General features: G+C 72.3%; 16 protein-coding genes and 1 tRNA gene. 5 read left to right on the top strand and 12 right to left on the bottom strand.

Annotated elements, in window-relative coordinates; genetic code table 11:
• Nucleotide 1: 1 nt before the first annotated feature.
• The 10 genes from AC07A6_RS06760 to AC07A6_RS06715 form a co-directional block, all read right to left on the bottom strand.
• A complete protein-coding gene (locus AC07A6_RS06760; RefSeq protein ID WP_478776328.1) occupies nt 2-943 on the bottom strand; it encodes a bifunctional MaoC family dehydratase N-terminal/OB-fold nucleic acid binding domain-containing protein in 942 nt (313 codons plus the stop codon).
• On the bottom strand, nt 940-2091 hold the full coding sequence (locus tag AC07A6_RS06755; RefSeq protein WP_478776387.1) for an acyl-CoA dehydrogenase family protein: 1152 nt from the start codon (nt 2089-2091) through the stop codon (nt 940-942). The genes AC07A6_RS06760 and AC07A6_RS06755 overlap by 4 nt, the downstream gene beginning before the upstream one ends.
• Nucleotides 2092-2271: 180 nt before the next feature.
• Complete coding sequence (locus AC07A6_RS06750) at nt 2272-2583, bottom strand: hypothetical protein (protein WP_362456499.1); 312 nt, start codon at nt 2581-2583, stop codon at nt 2272-2274.
• Between the two features lie 462 nt (nt 2584-3045).
• Nucleotides 3046-3429, bottom strand: a complete 384-nt coding sequence (locus AC07A6_RS06745; RefSeq protein WP_478776327.1) for a DUF6344 domain-containing protein — start codon at nt 3427-3429, stop codon at nt 3046-3048.
• 233 nt (nt 3430-3662) lie between these two features.
• Nucleotides 3663-3750, bottom strand: a tRNA-Ser gene (locus AC07A6_RS06740).
• Between the two features lie 60 nt (nt 3751-3810).
• The gene (locus AC07A6_RS06735) at nt 3811-4758 is read right to left on the bottom strand and encodes a trypsin-like serine peptidase (RefSeq protein ID WP_478776326.1); all 948 of its coding nucleotides are present in this window, start codon (nt 4756-4758) and stop codon (nt 3811-3813) included.
• Nucleotides 4759-5026: 268 nt separating this feature from the next.
• Complete coding sequence (locus tag AC07A6_RS06730; protein ID WP_478776325.1) at nt 5027-6073, bottom strand: YeiH family protein; 1047 nt, start codon at nt 6071-6073, stop codon at nt 5027-5029.
• Nucleotides 6073-6621 (bottom strand): cysteine dioxygenase family protein, encoded by a 549-nt coding sequence (locus AC07A6_RS06725; RefSeq protein ID WP_427707055.1) that lies wholly within the window; start codon nt 6619-6621, stop codon nt 6073-6075. Before AC07A6_RS06725 ends, AC07A6_RS06730 begins: the two co-directional genes overlap by 1 nt.
• Before the next feature lie 99 nt (nt 6622-6720).
• Nucleotides 6721-7626, bottom strand: coding sequence for a LysR family transcriptional regulator (locus AC07A6_RS06720; RefSeq protein WP_362456513.1), 906 nt, complete (start codon nt 7624-7626; stop codon nt 6721-6723).
• A gap of 126 nt (nt 7627-7752) precedes the next feature.
• The gene (locus AC07A6_RS06715; protein ID WP_478776324.1) at nt 7753-9336 is read right to left on the bottom strand and encodes a S1C family serine protease; all 1584 of its coding nucleotides are present in this window, start codon (nt 9334-9336) and stop codon (nt 7753-7755) included.
• 290 nt (nt 9337-9626) lie between these two features.
• Here AC07A6_RS06715 and AC07A6_RS06710 point away from each other — a divergent pair, with 290 nt between their 5' ends.
• From AC07A6_RS06710 to AC07A6_RS06700, 3 genes are all read left to right on the top strand, one after another.
• Nucleotides 9627-10427, top strand: a complete 801-nt coding sequence (locus tag AC07A6_RS06710; protein ID WP_007265315.1) for a glycerophosphodiester phosphodiesterase — start codon at nt 9627-9629, stop codon at nt 10425-10427.
• Between the two features lie 81 nt (nt 10428-10508).
• Nucleotides 10509-11126 (top strand): ATP-binding protein, encoded by a 618-nt coding sequence (locus tag AC07A6_RS06705; RefSeq protein WP_362456864.1) that lies wholly within the window; start codon nt 10509-10511, stop codon nt 11124-11126.
• Nucleotides 11127-11293: 167 nt separating this feature from the next.
• Nucleotides 11294-12268 carry a DUF5926 family protein gene (locus AC07A6_RS06700; RefSeq protein WP_362456520.1) on the top strand — a complete coding sequence of 325 codons (975 nt, stop codon included), beginning with the start codon at nt 11294-11296 and terminating at the stop codon, nt 12266-12268.
• Nucleotides 12269-12449: 181 nt separating this feature from the next.
• Here the strand turns inward: AC07A6_RS06700 and AC07A6_RS06695 are convergent, their stop codons facing one another.
• Nucleotides 12450-13010: a hypothetical protein gene (locus tag AC07A6_RS06695; protein ID WP_362456523.1), complete on the bottom strand. Its 561-nt coding sequence runs from the start codon at nt 13008-13010 to the stop codon at nt 12450-12452.
• Nucleotides 13011-13129: 119 nt separating this feature from the next.
• Nucleotides 13130-13855 carry a bifunctional DNA primase/polymerase gene (locus AC07A6_RS06690; RefSeq protein WP_478776323.1) on the bottom strand — a complete coding sequence of 242 codons (726 nt, stop codon included), beginning with the start codon at nt 13853-13855 and terminating at the stop codon, nt 13130-13132.
• Nucleotides 13856-14278: 423 nt separating this feature from the next.
• Between AC07A6_RS06690 and AC07A6_RS06685 the strand changes: the two genes are divergently transcribed.
• Nucleotides 14279-15868: a PP2C family protein-serine/threonine phosphatase gene (locus AC07A6_RS06685; RefSeq protein WP_478776322.1), complete on the top strand. Its 1590-nt coding sequence runs from the start codon at nt 14279-14281 to the stop codon at nt 15866-15868.
• Between the two features lie 137 nt (nt 15869-16005).
• Nucleotides 16006-17472, top strand: coding sequence for an aminopeptidase P family protein (locus AC07A6_RS06680; protein WP_478776321.1), 1467 nt, complete (start codon nt 16006-16008; stop codon nt 17470-17472).
• Nucleotides 17473-17504: the final 32 nt, after the last annotated feature.

Raw genomic sequence — 17504 nt, 5'->3', positions numbered from 1 at the left:
GTCAGCCCGCCTCCCCTCGGAAGACGGGGAGTTCGAGGGTGTCGTCGACGCGCAGGAACTCCAGTTGGACGGGCATGCCGATGCGGACCTTGTCGTAGGGGACCCCGGTGATGTTGCTGATGATCCGGACGCCCTCGGCCAGCTCGACCAGGGCCACCGCGTACGGCCCCCCGGCGGCAGCGGGGTGTTCGTGCGCGGTGAAGGCGGGGAACTGCGGGTGGTGCATGACGACGTACGAGAAGACCGTGCCGGCGCCGCTCGCCTCGACGGTGTCCCAGTCGGGGGAGGAACAGGCGTTGCATCCGGGCAGCCAGGGGAAGCGCAGGGTCGCGCAGGCGGTGCAGCGCTGGATCAGCAGCCTGTGCTCGCGGACCCCGTCCCAGAAGCCCTGGTTGTCGCGGTTGATCACCGGGCGCGGCCGGGGCGGCGCCGCCGGGCGGCTCTCGGGCCGGGCGGCGGGGGCGTACTTCAGGATGCGGAAGCGGTGGGTTCCGGCGAGTTCGCCGTTCGCCCGGACGTCCGTGCGGGTGGTGACGAAGTGGCCGGTGCCCAGCTTGGTCGTCTTGCGCGGCGAGACCGACTCGATCACGGCGTCGAAGCTCACCCGGTCGCCCGGGCGCAGCGGGCGCAGGTACTCCTGTTCGCAGTCGGTGGCGACCACGGAGGTGCAGCCGGCGCCGTCGAGGAGCTCAAGCAGCTCGTCGTAGGCGGAGGAGCGGTCGGTGTGGCCGGAGAGGCCGCCCATCGTCCAGGCCTGGAGCATGGTGGGCGGGGCGATGGCGTCGGGTCCGGTGTAGGCGGGGTTGGTGTCGCCCATCGCCTCGCACCAGTGGCGGATCATCGGCTCGTTGACCGCGTCCTTGGCCCGGCCCGCGGTGGCGGCGGGCCGCCCCTCGAAGGCCTTGAGCCTCTCGTGGAACGGGTCGCTCTCCCCGGCGGTCATCGCTTCCTCCCCTTCATTCCGAGCCGCATCATGGCGACGATCTCCCGTTGGACCTCGCTGACCCCGCCGCCGAAGGTGTTGATCTGGGCGGCCCGGTTCATCCGTTCCAGCTCGCCGCCGGCGAATGCGTCGGGACCGCGTACGAGGGCCTCTTCTCCCACCGCCTCCTGGCAGATCCGGTAGACCTCGACGGTGGACTCGGTGCCGAGGAACTTCACTCCGCTGGCGTCGCCGGGGGCCAGGGTGCCCGCTCCGACGTCCTGGACGAGGCGCCAGTTGAGGAGGCGTACGGCGGCCAGGCGGGCGTGGGCCTCGGCGAGCCGGGAGCGCACCCAGGGGCGGTCGGCGGGGCGCTCGCCGGTGGCGGGGTCGGGGGTGCGGGCGTGGCGCAGGGCGCGCTCGTAGAAGTCCTCGGCCTGCATGCCGATGGCGGCGAGGGCGACGCGTTCGTGGTTGAGCTGGTTGGTGATCAGGCCCCAGCCGCCGTGTTCGGGGCCGACGAGGTTGCCCTCGGGGACCCTGATGGCGTCGTAGTACGTCGCGGTGGTGGTGAGGCCGCCGACGGTCTCGATCGGGGTCCAGGCGAAGCCGGGGCTGTCGGTGGGCACCAGGATGATCGAGATGCCCTTGTGTTTGGGTGCCCCCGGGTCGGTGCGGCAGGCCAGCCAGATCCAGTCGGCGTTCTGGGCGTTCGAGGTGAAGATCTTCTGTCCGTCGATCACCCAGTCCCCGCCGTCGCGGACGGCCTTGGTGCGCAGCGAGGCCAGGTCGGTTCCGGCTTCGGGCTCCGAGTAGCCGATGGCGAAGACGATCTCGCCGCGCAGGATCCGGGGGAGGAACCAGTCCTTCTGGCGTTGGGTGCCGTACTTCATGAGGGTGGGGCCGACCGTGTTGAGGGTGACCATGGAGACGGGGGCGCCGGCCCGGTAGGCCTCGTCGAAGAAGACGAACTGTTCGTCGGGGCCGCGGCCCTGGCCGCCGTACTCGGTGGGCCAGCCGAGGCCGAGCAGGCCGTCGGCGCCGATCCGGCGCAGCAGTGCGCGCTGGGCGTCCGGGTCCTCGGGGACCCCGTCGGGGAGCAGGTCGCTGAAGTACGCGCGCAGTTCGGCGCGCAGTCGCGCCTGGCCTTCGGACGGGGCGAGGTGCACGGCGCTGGCCTCCCGGCATCGCATCGGACGAGTGAAACTGACTGTCCGTCAGATTCGCTGCGGATGTCAAGGTCGGGAGGGAGGAAGGCCGGACACGCGGCAGGGCGCCCGCGCTACCGGACCCCAGCCGGTCCGGTCGCACGGGCGCCCTCAGTGGTCAAGCGGCTCCAGGGGAGCCGCCTACCACCAGGGGAAGAAGTTCACCGCGACATTGGAGTTGGCCTGGTGGATCGCCGTGTACGCGGAGCCGTTGACCTGCGCGGTGTTGTTCTGGTTCGACGCTCCGGAGCCGGTGGCCACCTGCTGCGAGGTGGAGGAGTTGCCGCTGTTGCTGCCGCCCACACCGCTGCCGACGATGCTCGCGACGCTCGCATTCGATCCGTCGTTCGCGAAGGAGCCGTTGTCGGCCGCGGCCACCCCTCCGAAGACGGCGACGGCGAGGGGGAGCGAGGCGACGGCGGCGATGACGCGGGCGGTACGGATGCTTGCCATGTCTGATTTTCCTCCAGGAAACCGAAGTCGGGTGTACTCCAAGGCAGTTGGCCGACCGCCTCGGTCGTTCGTGCTGCTGACGACGTCGCGAGACCAGAGTTGCCCACCGAATCCCCGGCGAACCACCCCGCAGCCTGCTATTCCCCCGCAAGCATGACCAACTACGGATAAACCCCGTTCGCGCCCCTGCTGCCCCACGCGGCGCACCCGCATCGCGCGGAACCTTACGCACGCAAGAGGCGAACCGTTTCGCCAAACCGGCTCGCCCCGGGCATGCCGAAAAGGGCCGCACCGTCCGGGAACCCCACCGTCTCCCGGCCCTGCGGCCCTGCCGTACCAAGCTTCACGCCCCCCGCACGCCCCGGACGAACGCCGGTGCGACCCCCTGTGCCCCATCCCCGGGGACACTGCGCGGCGCGCCTGCGCCGCATCCTGCCGTTCCTGCTGCCGGCCGCGCTCCCGCTATGCGGCGAGGTCGAGCCGGTCCCGATCCGCACCGGAGGCGAGGGCGGTGTCGGTCCCGAGAGCCGCGGCGGGGGCGAGGAGCGCATCGGGGGCGAGGGCCGCGGCGGTGGTCGAGCGCCGGACGGACGGGGCCTTGCCGTGGGACTCGGCCCGGATCCGCTGCTTGATCGTCGGCGGGAGCGAACCGCCCCGCATCACCGCCCGCCAGGTCCGCCGCGCCACCACGGCCGGCCGACGGCGTACCGCCGGCGCCACCGGAGCGGCCACCGCCTCACCCGCGGCCGCCGGGGCCGCCTTCCCGCCGAGGCCGAGGGCGGCCAGGAGCGCCACGAGCGCGGCGAGGACGGCGGTCCAGATCGAGACGGTGCTGCGGTGGGTCATGACGAGCCCCTCATTTCGCGATGTTCCGACGGGCGGATCTGCATACATTCGTCATGATGTGGCCGCAACCGCACGGCCCCCGCCACGCGCGCCGATCTTCTGACAAACACCACCCGGAAGGCCCAGACCCCCTGCCGCCGGCCCCGCGGACACCGGACCGGCACCCCGTACACACGGCGAAGGGGGGCCCCGCGATCGGGGCGCCCCTTCCGGTCAGCGCGTGCGCTGAGGTGTGGCGGTGGGTGTGGGATTTGAACCCACGGTGACTCGCGCCACGACGGTTTTCAAGACCGTTCCCTTAGGCCGCTCGGGCAACCCACCTGGCCGGTACAGAGTACCGGGATGTCGGGGTGGGTGGGGTGGGAGTTGCTGTCGGCCGGGTCAGGAGGTCTGGGCCTTGTCGTAGGCCGCCTTGGCCTCGTTGCCGAAGTACGGGCCGAACATCGTGTTGGGCAGGAAGTTGTAGCCGAAGCTGTTCACCGAGACCTGGGTGCCGAGGCCCGTGGACTCGTTGAAGTCCTGGAACCAGGGGCCGCCGCTGGAGCCGCCCGTCATGTTGCAGGCCATGCTGTGGTCCTTGGTCAGCAGGAAGTCCTTGCCCGTGTTGGCGCTGCAGTAGACGAGCTTGGTGCCGTCGTACGGGGCCGCCGCGGGGAAACCGAAGGAGTACATCCGCTTGTTGTAGCCGCCGTTGAACAGGATCCCCTGCGCGCCGACGACCTGGCTGAGCTTCTGGCCGTTCAGCGGGGCGACGACGGCAAGCCCCACGTCCGTGTTCATGTCCTCGCTCGCCGCCCACTGGTCGGTGGCGAAGGTCTTGACCGCCGACCACTGGCCGTACGGGGCGTTGCCGTTGTCGTACGCCGGCACGAAGATCCAGTTGGTGTGCCAGGCGCCCTGGTACTTCACGCAGTGGCCGGCCGTGATGACGGTGCTGCCGTTCTGGCTGGTGACCGAGTCGCCCGAGCAGGAGGCGGTACGGCCCTGGAAGGTGAAGAACACCCGGCCCGAGGTCTTCACCACCGCCCCGCCGCCCGTCCAGGCACCGCCCGCCTGCGGGAACGCCATGACGGACGTGGGGGAGGTCGGGGGCACCCGGGTGGGGAGGGCCGCCTCGGCGGGCGCCGTACGTGCGCCGCCGGGGGCCGCCTCCAGGTCGAGCGGGGTGGCCTGGCGCATCCGCTCGGCGGTCCAGAAGCCGGGGGTCTGCCCCGGCCGGAACGAGGAGGGCGGCTCGGCAGCCGCCGAAGGGGAGGCCGCCGTCAGGGCCCCCGCGAGCAGGGCGCCCGCCGCCAGGAGGACGGATGCCGCCGTGCGATGACGATTCACGCAGGACTCCTTCTGCCGTGCCCGTGCCGGAGTGACCCGGGCAGGGTGGGGGTGAAGAGCTGTCGGTGCGGATCGGCTGTTCGGCTTGCGGGGGCAGAGTCGCACGGGGGCCCGGAGATGTCAGGGGGCAGTCCGGACGTTCGGTCGGTTCCGGCCAGGAAATGGCCAACTCGCCTTGTGTCTAACCGTCATGTGGTCCAACCGTCGTGTGGTCCCACCGTCGTGTGGTCCAACCGCCGTGTGGTCCAACCCTCGCTTGGTCCAACCGTCACGTGGTCACGAGGACGCCCGCGTACGAGACCCCCGCCACCACCACCCAGGCTCCGAGCCCGAGCAGTGCCGCACGCCCTCCGGTGCGGGCCAGGGTCGGCAGGTGGACCGCGCTGCCCAGCCCGAACAAGGCCGCCGCCAGCAGGGCCTCCTGCGCCGTGTGCGCCCAGTCCAGCGCCACCCCGGGCAGCAGCCCGGTGGCGCGCAGCGCGGCCGCCGCCAGGAACCCGGCGACGAACAGCGGCACCGGAGCCGGACGCCGCCCCGAGGCGGTGCGTACGCCGCGCCGCCGGGCCCGCATCGAGAAGGCCACCGCCGCCACCAGGGGGGCCAGCAGGGCCACCCGCATCAGCTTGACCAGCACCGCCTCGCCGAGCGCCCCGGGACCCGCGGTCTGGGCCGTCGCCACCACCTGACCCACGTCGTGGACGCTCGCCCCCACCCACCGCCCGAAGGCCGGGTCCGAGAGCCCCAACGGGTCCTGGAGGAGCGGGAGTACCGCGATGGCCAGCGTCCCGCACAGGGTGACCAGGGCCACCGAGGCGGCCACGTCCTCCTCGTCGCTCCCGGAGACCTCGCTCACCGCACCGATGGCCGAGGCGCCGCAGATCGAGTAGCCGGTCGCGATCAGCAGAGGCTGGTCCCCCGGCAGGCCGAGGCGGCGGCCCAGCCAGACCGTACCGAAGAAGGTGGCGGCGACCACGGCGCACACCATCGCCACCGTCGCCCAGCCGAGGCGGAGCACCTGGTCCAGCCCGAGGCCGAGACCCAGCAGCACGATGCCGATGCGCATCAGCCGCCGCCCGGCCAGCGACAGACCCGGGCGGGCCGGTCCGCGTACGACGGTCCGTACGCCGGGAAGGTGGGCCACGGCGATCCCGAGCACCACCGATGCGGTCAGCATCGGCACGCCCGGCACCAGCCGGTGCACGCCCCATGCCACCAGCGCGCCGGCGGCGGCCATCCCCAACCCGGGCCAGGGAGAGGGTGTTTCACGTGAAACATGGCGGACCGCCTCGCTCTGGGGGCGGTGGAGGAGGGCCATCAGTCGACGGGGAGCGTGTAGACGCGGCGGATGCTGGTGCCCAGACGGGAGACGTCGGCCCCGTAGACGTGGATCGATATCGCGGTGCCGGTACAGGAGTTGCGCACCTTGTGGATGTCCCCGGGGGGCGCGAAGCCGCAGACCTCGCCCTGGGCGTTGACCACGTCCTCGGTGGCCACCAGGCGGGCGGCGTCAGGGCCCGGGGCGAGCCGGTAGCGGCGCTCGCTCTCCTCGCCCTGGTGGACTCCCGCCACGCACCACGAGACGTGGTCGTGGATGCAGGTCTCCTGGCCGGGCAACCAGACCAGGGCCACGACCGAGAAGCTGCCGTCGGGCTCCGCGTGCAGGATGTGCTGCCGGTAGTGCTCCGGGTCGCCCTCCTGCTGCTCCGCGGTCAGCAGGTCGGCCGCGCCCAGGTGCGGGGCGAGCCGTTCGCCGACCAGGTAGGAGGTCAGGTCGGGGGCGAGACCCCGGTCCACGACGCTGCGGATCTCGGTGACGAGGGCGGCCATCCTCGTGGTCGTACGGGCCGGCGTGGTGGTGGTCATACAAGCAGCGTCGGTGGGCGCATCCATCACGTCCAACGACAGTTATGACCTGAAATCCCAAGCTGCGCTTATGGATTGAGGAGTGCTGGAGTTGTCCGCTCAGCAGCCGACGCGGTTCGACGCGGCCCGCTTCAGCTCGTCGAGCACCACCGCGGTCGCCGGGACCCGCAGGTGGTCCCGGTAGACGTACGCGGCGATGTGGCGGCGGGCGGCGGGCTCCAGCACCCGCCCGCAGACCCGGCTGAGCGAGAGCGAGGGCAGCACCAGAGCGGGCATCATCGCCACGCCCAGACCCTGCGCGACCAGGCTCTGCACCACCAGGTTGTCGTCGGTCGCGAAGCGGATGTCGGGCACGAAGCCCAGTTCGGCGCACTCGTGCAGCAGGTTCGCCCGGCAGCGCGGACAGCCCGCGATCCACCGCTCCTCGGCGAGGTCGGCGAGGTGCACGGCCCGGCGCCGGGCCAGCGGGTGGCCCGTCGGCAGCAGCACCGTGAGCTGGTCCTCCAGCAGCCTGACCTCGGCGACCTCCTCCGGGACCTCCTCGTGCAGCCCCGGGTAGGTGAAGGCGAGGGTGATGTCGCACTCGCCGCGCTGGAGCCTGCGCAGGGACTCCGGCGGCTCGCCCTCCAGCAGCTCGACCTGGACTCCGGGATGCTCCTTGGCCAGGCCGCTGAGGGCTTCCGGGACGAGCGTGACATTGGCGCTGGGGAATCCGCAGACCCGTACGCGCCCGGTGCGCAGCCGCGTGTACGCCTTCAGCTGGGCCTCGGCCGCGGAGAGGCTCCCGAGGATGGACTCGGCGTGCCGGGCCAGGGACTCACCGGCCTCGGTGAGCTTCATGCGGCGGCCGACCCGGGTGAACAGCGGTGTGCCGACTGCGCGTTCGAGCGCCTTCATCTGCTGGGTGATCGCCGGCTGGGTGTAGCCCAGGACGCGGGCGGCCGCCGAGTACGAGCCCGCCGCGACCACTTCATGGAATGTCCGTATGTGCCGTGAATCGAACACGAGCGAAGCATAAGCAGATATTGGGAGGGGCCGTAGGCGGAATCCCGCCCCCGGCCCCTCCCATCAAGCCACTGTCGAGCGCCCGTTCGCCCCGGCGCCCGCAGCCCGCCCGTGTCCCGCCCGCGGCTACTTGTCGCCGACGCGCGAGCCGAGCGTGATGTCGACGGTGGTCGGCTTGCCCCCGCGCAGGTAGGTCAGCTTCACCGTGTCGCCCGGCCTGTACGTCCAGATCAGGCTGATCAGGGTCGGGCCGCTGTCGACCTGCCTGCCGCCGAACTCGGTGATGATGTCCCCGGGCTTGAGGCCCGCCTTGCCGGCCGGGCCGTTGGGGTCGACCAGCTCGTTGGCCGGGGCTCCCTGCTCGGAGATCTTGGCGCCGTCCGCCTTGGCCTGGAGGTCCACGGAGACCGAGATCACCGGGTAGACCGGCTTGCCCGTCTTGATCAGGGACTCCGCGACGTTCTTGGCCTGGTTGATCGGGATGGCGAAGCCGAGGCCGATGGAGCCGGCCTGGCCGCCGCCGCCGAAGCCGCCTCCCCCGCCCGCGGACTGGATGGCGGAGTTGATGCCGATGACCGCGCCGCGGCCGTCGATCAGCGGACCGCCGGAGTTGCCGGGGTTGATGGAGGCGTCCGTCTGCAGGGCGCTCATGTACGAGTTCTTGCCGCCGGAGCCGTCGCCGGAGGCCACCGGACGGTTCTTGGCGCTGACGATGCCGGTGGTGACCGTGTTGGACAGGCCGAAGGGGGCGCCGATCGCGATGGTCGGGTCGCCGACCGCGACCTTGTCGGAGTCGCCCAGCGGCAGCGGCTTGAGGCCCGCGGGCGGGTTCTTCAGCTTGATCACCGCGACGTCGTAGCCCTGGGCCCGGCCCATCACCTCGGCCTCGTACTTCTTGCCGTTGGAGAAGGTCGCGGAGAGCTTTCCGCCGTTCGCGGCGGAGGCCACCACGTGGTTGTTGGTGAGGATGTGGCCCTCTTGGTCGTAGACGAAGCCGGTGCCGGTGCCGCCCTCGCCGTCACCGGCCGAGGCCTCGATCGTGACGACGCTGGGCAGGGCGGTCGCGGCGAGGCCCGCGACGGAGCCGGCGTCGCGCTTGAGGTCCTTGGGGGTGTTGCCCGCGGTGATGGTGGTGGAGCCGAAGCCGCCGCCGTTGTTGCGCTCGGCCGCCCAGTAGCCGACGCCGCCGCCGACGCCGCCCGCGAGCAGGGCCGCCACCAGGACGGCCGCGATCATGCCGCCCTTGCCCTTCGGCTTGGGCTGCGGGGTGCCGTCGGTGGTGAGGGGGGCACCCCAGGCGCCGCCGCCGTGGCCGCCCTGGCCGCCGTACGCGGGGACCGCGGGCGGCGGCGGGGGCCATGCCTCGGCGCCGTACGCCGTGTGCGCGGCGGGGGCCGGGGGCTGGGCCGGGTTCTGGCCCGGGTGCTGGGCGTGGGCCTGCGTCTGGTCGTAGCCGTAGGCCGGGGGCGCGGCAGGCGGCGCCGCCGGGGCGGGGGGCAGCTGCTGGGTCTGCTCGGCACCCTGCGCGGGGGCCTGGGCCGGCGCGGCCGGGGTCTCGTGCCCGCCGGTCGCGTACGCCTGCTCCGCCGGCGCCGCGGCGGGCTCGGCCGGGGCCTTCGTCAGGTCGGGGGTGGAGGCGGCCGGCGCGGGGGGTACGGACGGGGCCGCGGGGGGCGTCGGGGCCGCGGTGCCCTCGTTCTCGGTGCTCACAGCGCTCTCTCCTCGTCACACACGGCTTACAGGCTTACACGGCTGCGCAGGCTCTGGGCGTCTCAGCCACTGGGCATATCAGGCGAAACCGGCCCGACACCCACCTGGCATCGGTCCGACTGAACGTTCGAGGTGCCGTACAAGTTCCAGGACGAAGCCTTTCCCATGGCCCGTCAGGGCACTGTAAGCCGGACCTGTGCATCTCCCCCCATCCTTTATGTCCGACATATCAGACGCATCCACAGGACTCACCCCGACGCGCGAGGCCTCCTCGATGGCACCATGACCGGGTGACCCACGCATCGCCGAGCCCCATCCAGGTCGTCGCCCACCGCGGCGCCTCGGAGGACGCCCCCGAGCACACCCTGGCCGCGTACCGGAAGGCCATCGAGGACGGCGCCGACGCCCTCGAATGCGACATCCGGCTGACCGCCGACGGACACCTGGTCCTGGTCCACGACCGCCGCGTGAACCGCACCTCGAACGGCCGCGGCGCGGTCTCCGCCCTGGAGCTCGCCGACCTCGCCGCCCTCGACTTCGGCTCCTGGAAGGACCGCGAGGAGTCCCCCGACTGGGACGCGGACCCCGAGCGCACCTCCGTCCTCACCCTGGAACGGCTGCTGGAGCTGGTGTCCGACGCCGGCCGGCCCGTCCAGCTGGCGATCGAGACGAAGCACCCCACCCGCTGGGCCGGACAGGTGGAGGAGCGCCTCCTCTTCCTCCTCAAGCGCTTCGGGCTGGACGCCCCGCCCGCCGGGGGGCCGCACCCGGTCCGGGTCATGAGCTTCTCCGCCCGCTCCCTGCACCGGGTCCGGGCGGCCGCGCCGACGGTCCCGACCGTGTACCTGATGCAGTTCATCTCTCCCCGGATGCGCGACGGGCGGCTGCCCGCGGGGGTCCGCATCGCCGGCCCGGCGATGCGGATCGTGCGCAACCACCCCGGCTTCATCCGCAAGCTCCAGGCCGCCGGCCACTCCGTGCACGTGTGGACGGTGAACGCTCCCGAAGATGTTCAGCTATGCGCTGATCTGGGTGTAGAAGCGATCATCACGAACAGGCCACGCCAGGTTCTGTCACAACTCGGACGCTGACGTCCCCATTTGCCCACCCGTAACGCCCGTCCCGTGCGTGACAGGGAGTGCACCGGCGCATCCGCTCCGCATCCGACGGTCATGAATGCGTCAGAACAGTGCCAGAGGGCCTCGTCAGGGCGGTTTCCGGTCCAGGCCAGTGGGGCATCCAGACCATGGCGTGGGGCTAAGGAGGTTCCGGGGGTGGCGTTGGTGATGGCACAGGAAGTGCCCACGTCGTCGTGCATGGACATACGCCATGGTCCTGCGGGCGTGGGCGAGGCAAGGCGCCGGATGCGCGAGCAGCTGCGCATGAGCGGCCTGTCCGAATCGGTCGTGGACGACGCCGTACTGATCCTTTCCGAACTGCTCAGCAACGCCTGCCGGCACGGCCGGCCGCTGGGCCGGCACGAGATCGGAGACGGGGAGATACGCGCCGCGTGGCGCGTCGACGCCGCGGGGCGGCTGACGGTCGAGGTCACGGACGGCGGCGGCCCCACCCGCCCGATCCCGGCCACGCCTTCGGTCACCGCGCACGGCGGCCGGGGGCTGAACATCATCAGCGCCCTGGCCCAGGACTGGGGTGTCCGGGACGGAGCGGCGGGTGAGGTCACCGTCTGGGTGATCGTCGCCCGGGGGCCCCGGCACGAGGATTTCGCTACGCGCGTCACCGCCCCGGCGATGGACTTCGCATCGGCCTTCGACGACCTGGATTGCTGAAGCGGGCCCGCCCGCACGACCAGTAGCACCGGCCATCCGCACAGGCGGCCGTCCGGGAGCGCACGCCGACCGTGCTCCCGGCCGCACCCCACCGGTTCCGGCGGTACGAACGGCTAGGCTCGCGCCCAGAGACACCGCCGTACCGCCGCAACCGGGAGACACCCACGATGGCCAAGAAGCGCCCCGCCGCGAAGACCGCGAAGCCCCAGCTCGAGAACGGGGAGATCCCGGTCGTCGGCGCGCGCGAGCCCTGTCCCTGCGGTTCCGGGCGCCGGTACAAGGCCTGCCACGGCGCGGCCGCCTCGCAGGCCGCGACCGAGCACGTGCAGCGTCCGTTCGAGGGACTGCCGGGTGAGTGCGACTGGGTGGCGCTGCGCGAGCTCGTCCCCGCGGCCACCATCCCGCTCACGCTCAAGGGCGGCCTGCCCGAGGGCGTCCCGTCCGTCACGCTGGTGACCGTACTGCCCATGGCCTGGCCGGCCCTGCGGCGCGAGGACGGCTCGGTCCTGCTCGGCCTCCAGAACGACTCGACCACCGGCGACCTGGCCCGCGACATGGCCGACACCCTGGAGCGCGCGCTCGTCGCCGAGCCCGGCACCCCGGTCCCGGCCCGCCGGGTGCCTGCCGAGGGTCCCCGACTTCAGGATCTCCTCGACCTGGACGGCGTTTTCGAGCCGGTTGTCCACACGGGCTTCGAATTCTGGATTCCGGAGGCGGAGAACGCCCAGAACGCCTCCCCGGAGATCGCCGCCTCGCTGGAACGCGCCAATGCCGCCGCCATCCCGACCGTCAAGCTGACGGGCGTGGACGCGGCCTACTGGTGCGAGACCCCGGACAAGAACCACCTGCGCTGGGTCATGCCGCACCCCGAGGAGAAGCTGCTCGACGCCCTGGCGCGGCTGCACGCGGCGGGCACCTCCTCCCTCGGCGAAGGCACCAAGCTCGTCGGCTCCTTCCGCGCCCACGGCCTCGTGGTCCCGGTCTGGGACCTGCCGACCGGAGTGTCCGCGGAGGACGTGGAGAAGCCCGCCGCCGAGTTCGCGGAGCGGCTGGCCGCGGCCCTGTCCGCCGACGCCCCGCTGACCGCCGAGGAGCGCCGGGCGCGCGGCGGGCTCACCAACCGCCAGATCACGCTCAGCTGACGGACGGACACGCACGGGTCCGGTGACTGGGGTCACAACTCCCGCTAATCGCCTGCAAATCGATGTCTGAATATCAGAGATCGAATTTGCGAACAGGCGATCTCTTGTTACCGTTCTTGTAGCCCGGTCGCTGGTGCATCCCCCGTCGCCAGCGACCGGGCCCTTGTCTTTCCGGTGGCGCTCAACCTTCGCCCGGGCCCGGTGAGTTGCTCCCGGACCGCAGCAGCAGTCGCCCTTCCTCATCCGGAACTGCAAACTCCGCTACGGCCGAGTAGTCCCCCGGCGCCCCCGACGAGTCGCCCCGCGGGGTCTCGCAGAGCCCCGGCTCGTCCCCCGCGCCCACCGCGCAGCGGATCTGCACGGTCCGTCCGGCCGGACCCATCACGGTCAGTACGGCGTCCAGCGCGCGCCCGCTGGTGTTGCGGTAGTAGCTGCGGCCCCAGGTCTGCCCCGCGCTCTCCAGGACGCAGGTCTGCGCCTCCAGCCCCTGCGGAGCGGAGAGTTCAGGTCCGCACCGCGAGTCGGTGCGCGGCTGTTCGGCAGGTCCCGGCCGCGCCGGCTGCGCGGCGGGCCGCGCCCCCTCGGGCGCGCCGGAAGCGTGGGAAAGGCCCAGCGAGGAGAGCAACCCCCCGCCTTTTCCGTCACCCTGACCGGCGAAATCCGGCCCGGCGATCGCTCCGGCCAGGGGAAGCGACAAGATGATCAGCACACCGGCGCCGATACCGATCAGGCGGAGATTCATTCGCCGAAGATAGCGACGCGGGAAAGGGGCGCGGAGATCCCCGCGCCCAATTCCCTTGGAAACCCGTCGCGCTGGCACCCGTACGAGTGATGCGGTGGCCCGACGGCGGCGCCCGACGTTCAGTACGCGAGCCGGCTGCCGCCGCCCGGGGCGTCACTGCTCGCCTCGACGAGCGCGTCCACCACCGTCTCGACCTCGGGCAGCCACAGCCCGTCGGGGCCGGGTACCGCGGCGGGCTCCCGCTCCCAGCGGACCTGCCCGCCGCCGCTGGCCGTGGACGGCGGCAGCAGCAGGTAGCCGCCCTCGCCGTGGAAGCGCAGCGAGGAGGGCACGTGGTCCTTCGCGTAGAGGAGTTCGCCGAGCCGCTCCAGCGAGTACGGAGCCACCAGCAGGGACCAGCGGGTGGGGGTGGCGACGACCGGGCCGAGCCGCATGCCCTGCGCCTCCAGGCGCCCGACGGCCCGCGCGGCGGCACCGGCCGGCAGGCTCACCGCGCACGGCGCCTTCCCGCCGGTGGCCAGCAGCACCGGGGCGGCGGGCCGCCGGGTCCACCACCAGGCCACCATCCGGGCGTCGGTCGTGGCGGCGAGCAGCCCGGGGTCGAAGGGATGCGCGCCGGGCACCACGCAGTCGGGGTCGGGGCAGGCGCACCGCGCGCTGTCGGTGCCGGCCCGGCCGACACCCGGGAGTACGGGCCAGTTCCAGACGCCGACGCAGGTCAGCGCCCCGTCGAGGAGGGAGGCCGCCGCGCCGTCCACACCTGCCGGGGCCGGGCGGGAGGCGGCCCGCGGGAATTTCAAGCGATCGCGGAGCCGCTGGAGACGCCTTCCGAGGATCTCGCGCATGAGCGCTCGTTCCTTTCCGTTGAACGCCGAAGGGCCACATCACACCATGTAACCGGTGTTTCACCACACGTACACGTTTCGCGTCACTGTCCGCCAGAAGCAGGTTCACACGGTTCGTGCAGTTTTCTTACGGGTCCGTCAAACGTCCGGCGGGGACCCGGAGCGAGCGGTCCGGGCGACCCGCGCCGGTCTCGAAACCGGCTGCCGCCGCTAAGGACGGCTCCCCGCGCCGGGTGGTTCCCCGGCGGTGCGCGGGAGGGCGTCAACTGACCCCGGGCACCATCGAGTACGTACCCGGAGCCCCTGGAGCGCTCGTCCAGTCGATCGCAAAAACCGTCTGCATGGCGCTTTTTCCGGCCAAGTTTTAGCCCCGGCTGGACAGTGAGTTGCCGTCTCACGGACACCAGTATTCCCGCCTGGGCAATGCTGGACATCGATCCTCGTGTGCGTGTAGATGTGGATCCATTGATGGCGGCGCAGCACGATCTGGGGGTTTGCGATGCTATATGGCGAATCGCACCAGGTGGAAAGGCGGACGCCATGAGCGCCCCGCATCTGCCGAAAGTGGCTGGAATCGATCCAGCGGTTACAGCGTCAGCGCACACTGCGGGGCCCACGCCCGGCTCCACCTCCACGGCGTCCACGTCCACGACCGCGCCGGGATCCTCCGCCGGCTCCGCCCGGACCGCCCCCGCCCAGGGCGCCCCGCCCGCGGCGAGCAGCGTCATCCAGGACCGGCTCGCGGGCATGGTCTCCGACCTCACCACCCTCCACGAACTCACCGAGCGCCTCGCGCGGGCCGCTGACCTCGACTCCTCCCTGCGGGAGTTCCTGCGCGCCGGAGCCGCCCTCGTCGGCGCCCGCCGCGGACTGGTGGTCCTGGAGCCCTCCGACGGCCTCGGCCCCGCCACCACCATCGGCCTGGGCCTCGGCCGCGCCGACCTCGGGCACATCGAGACGGTGCCGCGCAGCGCCACCTCGTACGGCCGCATCCTCGACGGACTCCCGGACGCCCACGGCGGCTCCGAGGTGCTGCCCGAGCCGGGCCAGGCCGCAGCGGGCGGCCACGAGCCCCCCGTGGACCCCCGGCACCGCGAGGTCGCGGCCCGGCTCGGTTACGCCGCGAGCTACGCGCTCCCGGTGGCCGCCGATGCCACGGGCCGACTCGGCGCCGCGGTGTGGCTGTACGACGAGCAGGCCGAGCCGAGCGACCGCCAGCGCGACCTGGTCGGGCTGTACGTCCGGCACGCCGCCGAGCACCTGGCCCGGATGGTGGAGGTCACGCGCTCGCGCGACCGGCTGGCCACCATCTCCGAGGAGCTGCTGCCCAGCCGGCTGCCCCGGATCTCCGGGGTCCAGCTCGCCGCCCGGCACCGCACGGGGCCGCGCGGCGGCGGCGACTGGTACGACGCGCTGCCGCTGCCCGAGGGCGCCCTGGGACTGGCCGTCGGGTCGGTCACCGGCTCCGGCCCGAGCGCCGTCGCCGCGATGGGGCGGCTGCGGGCCTCGCTGCGCGCGTACGCCGTGATGGAGGGGGAGGACCCCGTCGCGGTCCTGTCCGACCTGGAGCTGCTGCTGCGCCTGACCGAGCCCGCGCGCTCGGCGACCGCGCTGTTCGCGTACTGCGAGCCCGCCGCCCGCAAGATCATCCTGGCCGGTGCGGGGCACACCCCGCCGCTGCTCATCGGTGAGCGCCGGACCGAGTACGTGGAGACCTCCCTCTCCGCTCCGCTCGGGATGCTGGCGTGCTGGGAGGCTCCGAGCGTGGAGATCGAGCCCGCGCGCGGAGAAACGGTGCTTCTCTACACCGACGGGCTGCTGCGCCGTACCGGCGACGCCATGGACCGGGCCTACGCGCGGCTGCACGCGGCCGCCGCGGGGGTTCCGCGGAGCGCGCGGGAGGACCCGGCGGCCATCTGCGAGCACATCCTGAAGACGGTGCTCCCGGAGGAGGGGCCCGGCGTGGCCGAGGAGCCCGAGGACGTCGTACTGCTCGCGGCCCGGTTCGACTGAGGCACGGGTCCGCCGCCCGAGATGCGCGCCCGGTTTGACTGATATGTCACAAGTCGAGCCGGGGGCCTTCCCCTCGCACATACGATGGACGGGGTCCGCACCCGGTCCTTGCATGTCGTAGCAGCTGAGGAGAAGACGTGGCTGACGAGCTCACCCCGGAGACCCCGGAAGAAGAGCAGCCCAAGAAGAAGCACAAGCAGCGCAAGAACGGGCTGTACCCGGGCGTCAGCGACGAACTCGCGGAGAACATGCGCAGCGGCTGGGCCGACACCGAGCTGCACGGCCTGGAGCCCATCGCCCAGGCCGGCCACACCGCCGACCGCCGCGCCGCGCTGTCCGCGCGCTTCCCCGGCGAGCGCCTGGTCGTCCCGGCGGGCCGGCTGAAGACCCGCTCGAACGACACCGAGTACCCGTTCCGCGCCTCCACCGAGTACGCGTACCTCACCGGCGACCAGACCGAGAACGGCGTCCTGGTCCTGGAGCCCACCGGCGAGGCCGGCCACCAGGCCACCGTCTACCTGCTGCCCCGTTCCGACCGCGAGAACGGCGAGTTCTGGCTGTCCGGCCAGGGCGAGCTCTGGGTCGGCCGCCGGCACTCCCTCTCCGAGGCCGAGCAGCTCCTGGGCATCCCGGCCAAGGACGTGCGCGAGCTCCCCGAGGCCCTCGCCGAGGCCACCGGCCCGGTGCGCGTCGTCCGCGCCCACGACTCCGTCATCGAGTCCGCCCTCACCGACAAGGTGACCAAGGAGCGCGACGAGGAGCTGCGGGTCTACCTCTCCGAGGCCCGCGCCGTGAAGGACGCCTTCGAGATCGGCGAGCTGCAGAAGGCCGTCGACTCCACCGTCCGCGGCTTCGAGGACGTCGTGAAGGTCCTCGACAAGGCCGAGGCCACCTCCGAGCGCTACATCGAGGGCACCTTCTTCCTGCGCGCCCGCGTCGAGGGCAACGACGTCGGCTACGGCACCATCGCCGCCGCCGGTGCCCACGCCTGCACCCTGCACTGGGTCCGCAACGACGGTGCGGTCCGCTCCGGCGACCTGCTGCTGCTCGACGCCGGCGTGGAGACCCACTCCCTCTACACCGCGGACGTCACGCGCACGCTGCCGATCAACGGCACGTACACCGACGTCCAGCGCAAGGTCTACGACGCCGTGTACGAGGCCCAGGAAGCCGGCATCGACGCCGTCAAGCCGGGCGCCAAGTTCCGCGACTTCCACGACGCCGCCCAGCACGTCCTGGCGGAGAAGCTCGTCGAGTGGGGCCTGCTGGAGGGCCCGGTCGAGCGCGTCCTGGAGCTCGGGCTGCAGCGCCGCTGGACCCTGCACGGCACCGGCCACATGCTCGGCATGGACGTCCACGACTGCGCCGCCGCCCGCACGGAGGCGTACGTCGACGGCACGCTGGAGCCGGGCATGTGCCTGACCGTCGAGCCCGGTCTGTACTTCCAGGCCGACGACCTGACCGTGCCGGAGGAGTACCGCGGCATCGGCGTCCGGATCGAGGACGACATCCTCGTCACCGAGGACGGCAACCGAAACCTGTCGACCGGGCTGCCCCGCACCTCGGTCGAGGTCGAGGCGTGGATGGCGCAGCTGAAGGGCTGACGCCGGCGCACGGACGTACGGGTGGGCGGGAA

Source organism: Streptomyces sp. NPDC044002, from assembly GCF_056434525.1.
The sequence above is the reverse complement of the archived record's forward strand: the minus strand, read 5'-3'. Positions and strand labels throughout refer to the sequence as shown.

Excerpts from the sequence above, each read along its gene's own strand:
- AC07A6_RS06750 (WP_362456499.1), bottom strand. The coding sequence starts at position 2,583 with ATGGCAAGCATCCGTACCGCCCGCGTCATCGCCGCCGTCGCCTCGCTC.
- AC07A6_RS06690 (WP_478776323.1), bottom strand. The coding sequence starts at position 13,855 with ATGCGCGAGATCCTCGGAAGGCGTCTCCAGCGGCTCCGCGATCGCTTG.
- AC07A6_RS06725 (WP_427707055.1), bottom strand. The coding sequence starts at position 6,621 with ATGACCACCACCACGCCGGCCCGTACGACCACGAGGATGGCCGCCCTC.
- AC07A6_RS06700 (WP_362456520.1), top strand. The coding sequence starts at position 11,294 with ATGGCCAAGAAGCGCCCCGCCGCGAAGACCGCGAAGCCCCAGCTCGAG.
- AC07A6_RS06760 (WP_478776328.1), bottom strand. The coding sequence starts at position 943 with ATGACCGCCGGGGAGAGCGACCCGTTCCACGAGAGGCTCAAGGCCTTC.
- AC07A6_RS06705 (WP_362456864.1), top strand. The coding sequence starts at position 10,509 with ATGAATGCGTCAGAACAGTGCCAGAGGGCCTCGTCAGGGCGGTTTCCG.
- AC07A6_RS06685 (WP_478776322.1), top strand. The coding sequence starts at position 14,279 with ATGCTGGACATCGATCCTCGTGTGCGTGTAGATGTGGATCCATTGATG.
- AC07A6_RS06745 (WP_478776327.1), bottom strand. The coding sequence starts at position 3,429 with ATGACCCACCGCAGCACCGTCTCGATCTGGACCGCCGTCCTCGCCGCG.
- AC07A6_RS06730 (WP_478776325.1), bottom strand. The coding sequence starts at position 6,073 with ATGGCCCTCCTCCACCGCCCCCAGAGCGAGGCGGTCCGCCATGTTTCA.
- AC07A6_RS06695 (WP_362456523.1), bottom strand. The coding sequence starts at position 13,010 with ATGAATCTCCGCCTGATCGGTATCGGCGCCGGTGTGCTGATCATCTTG.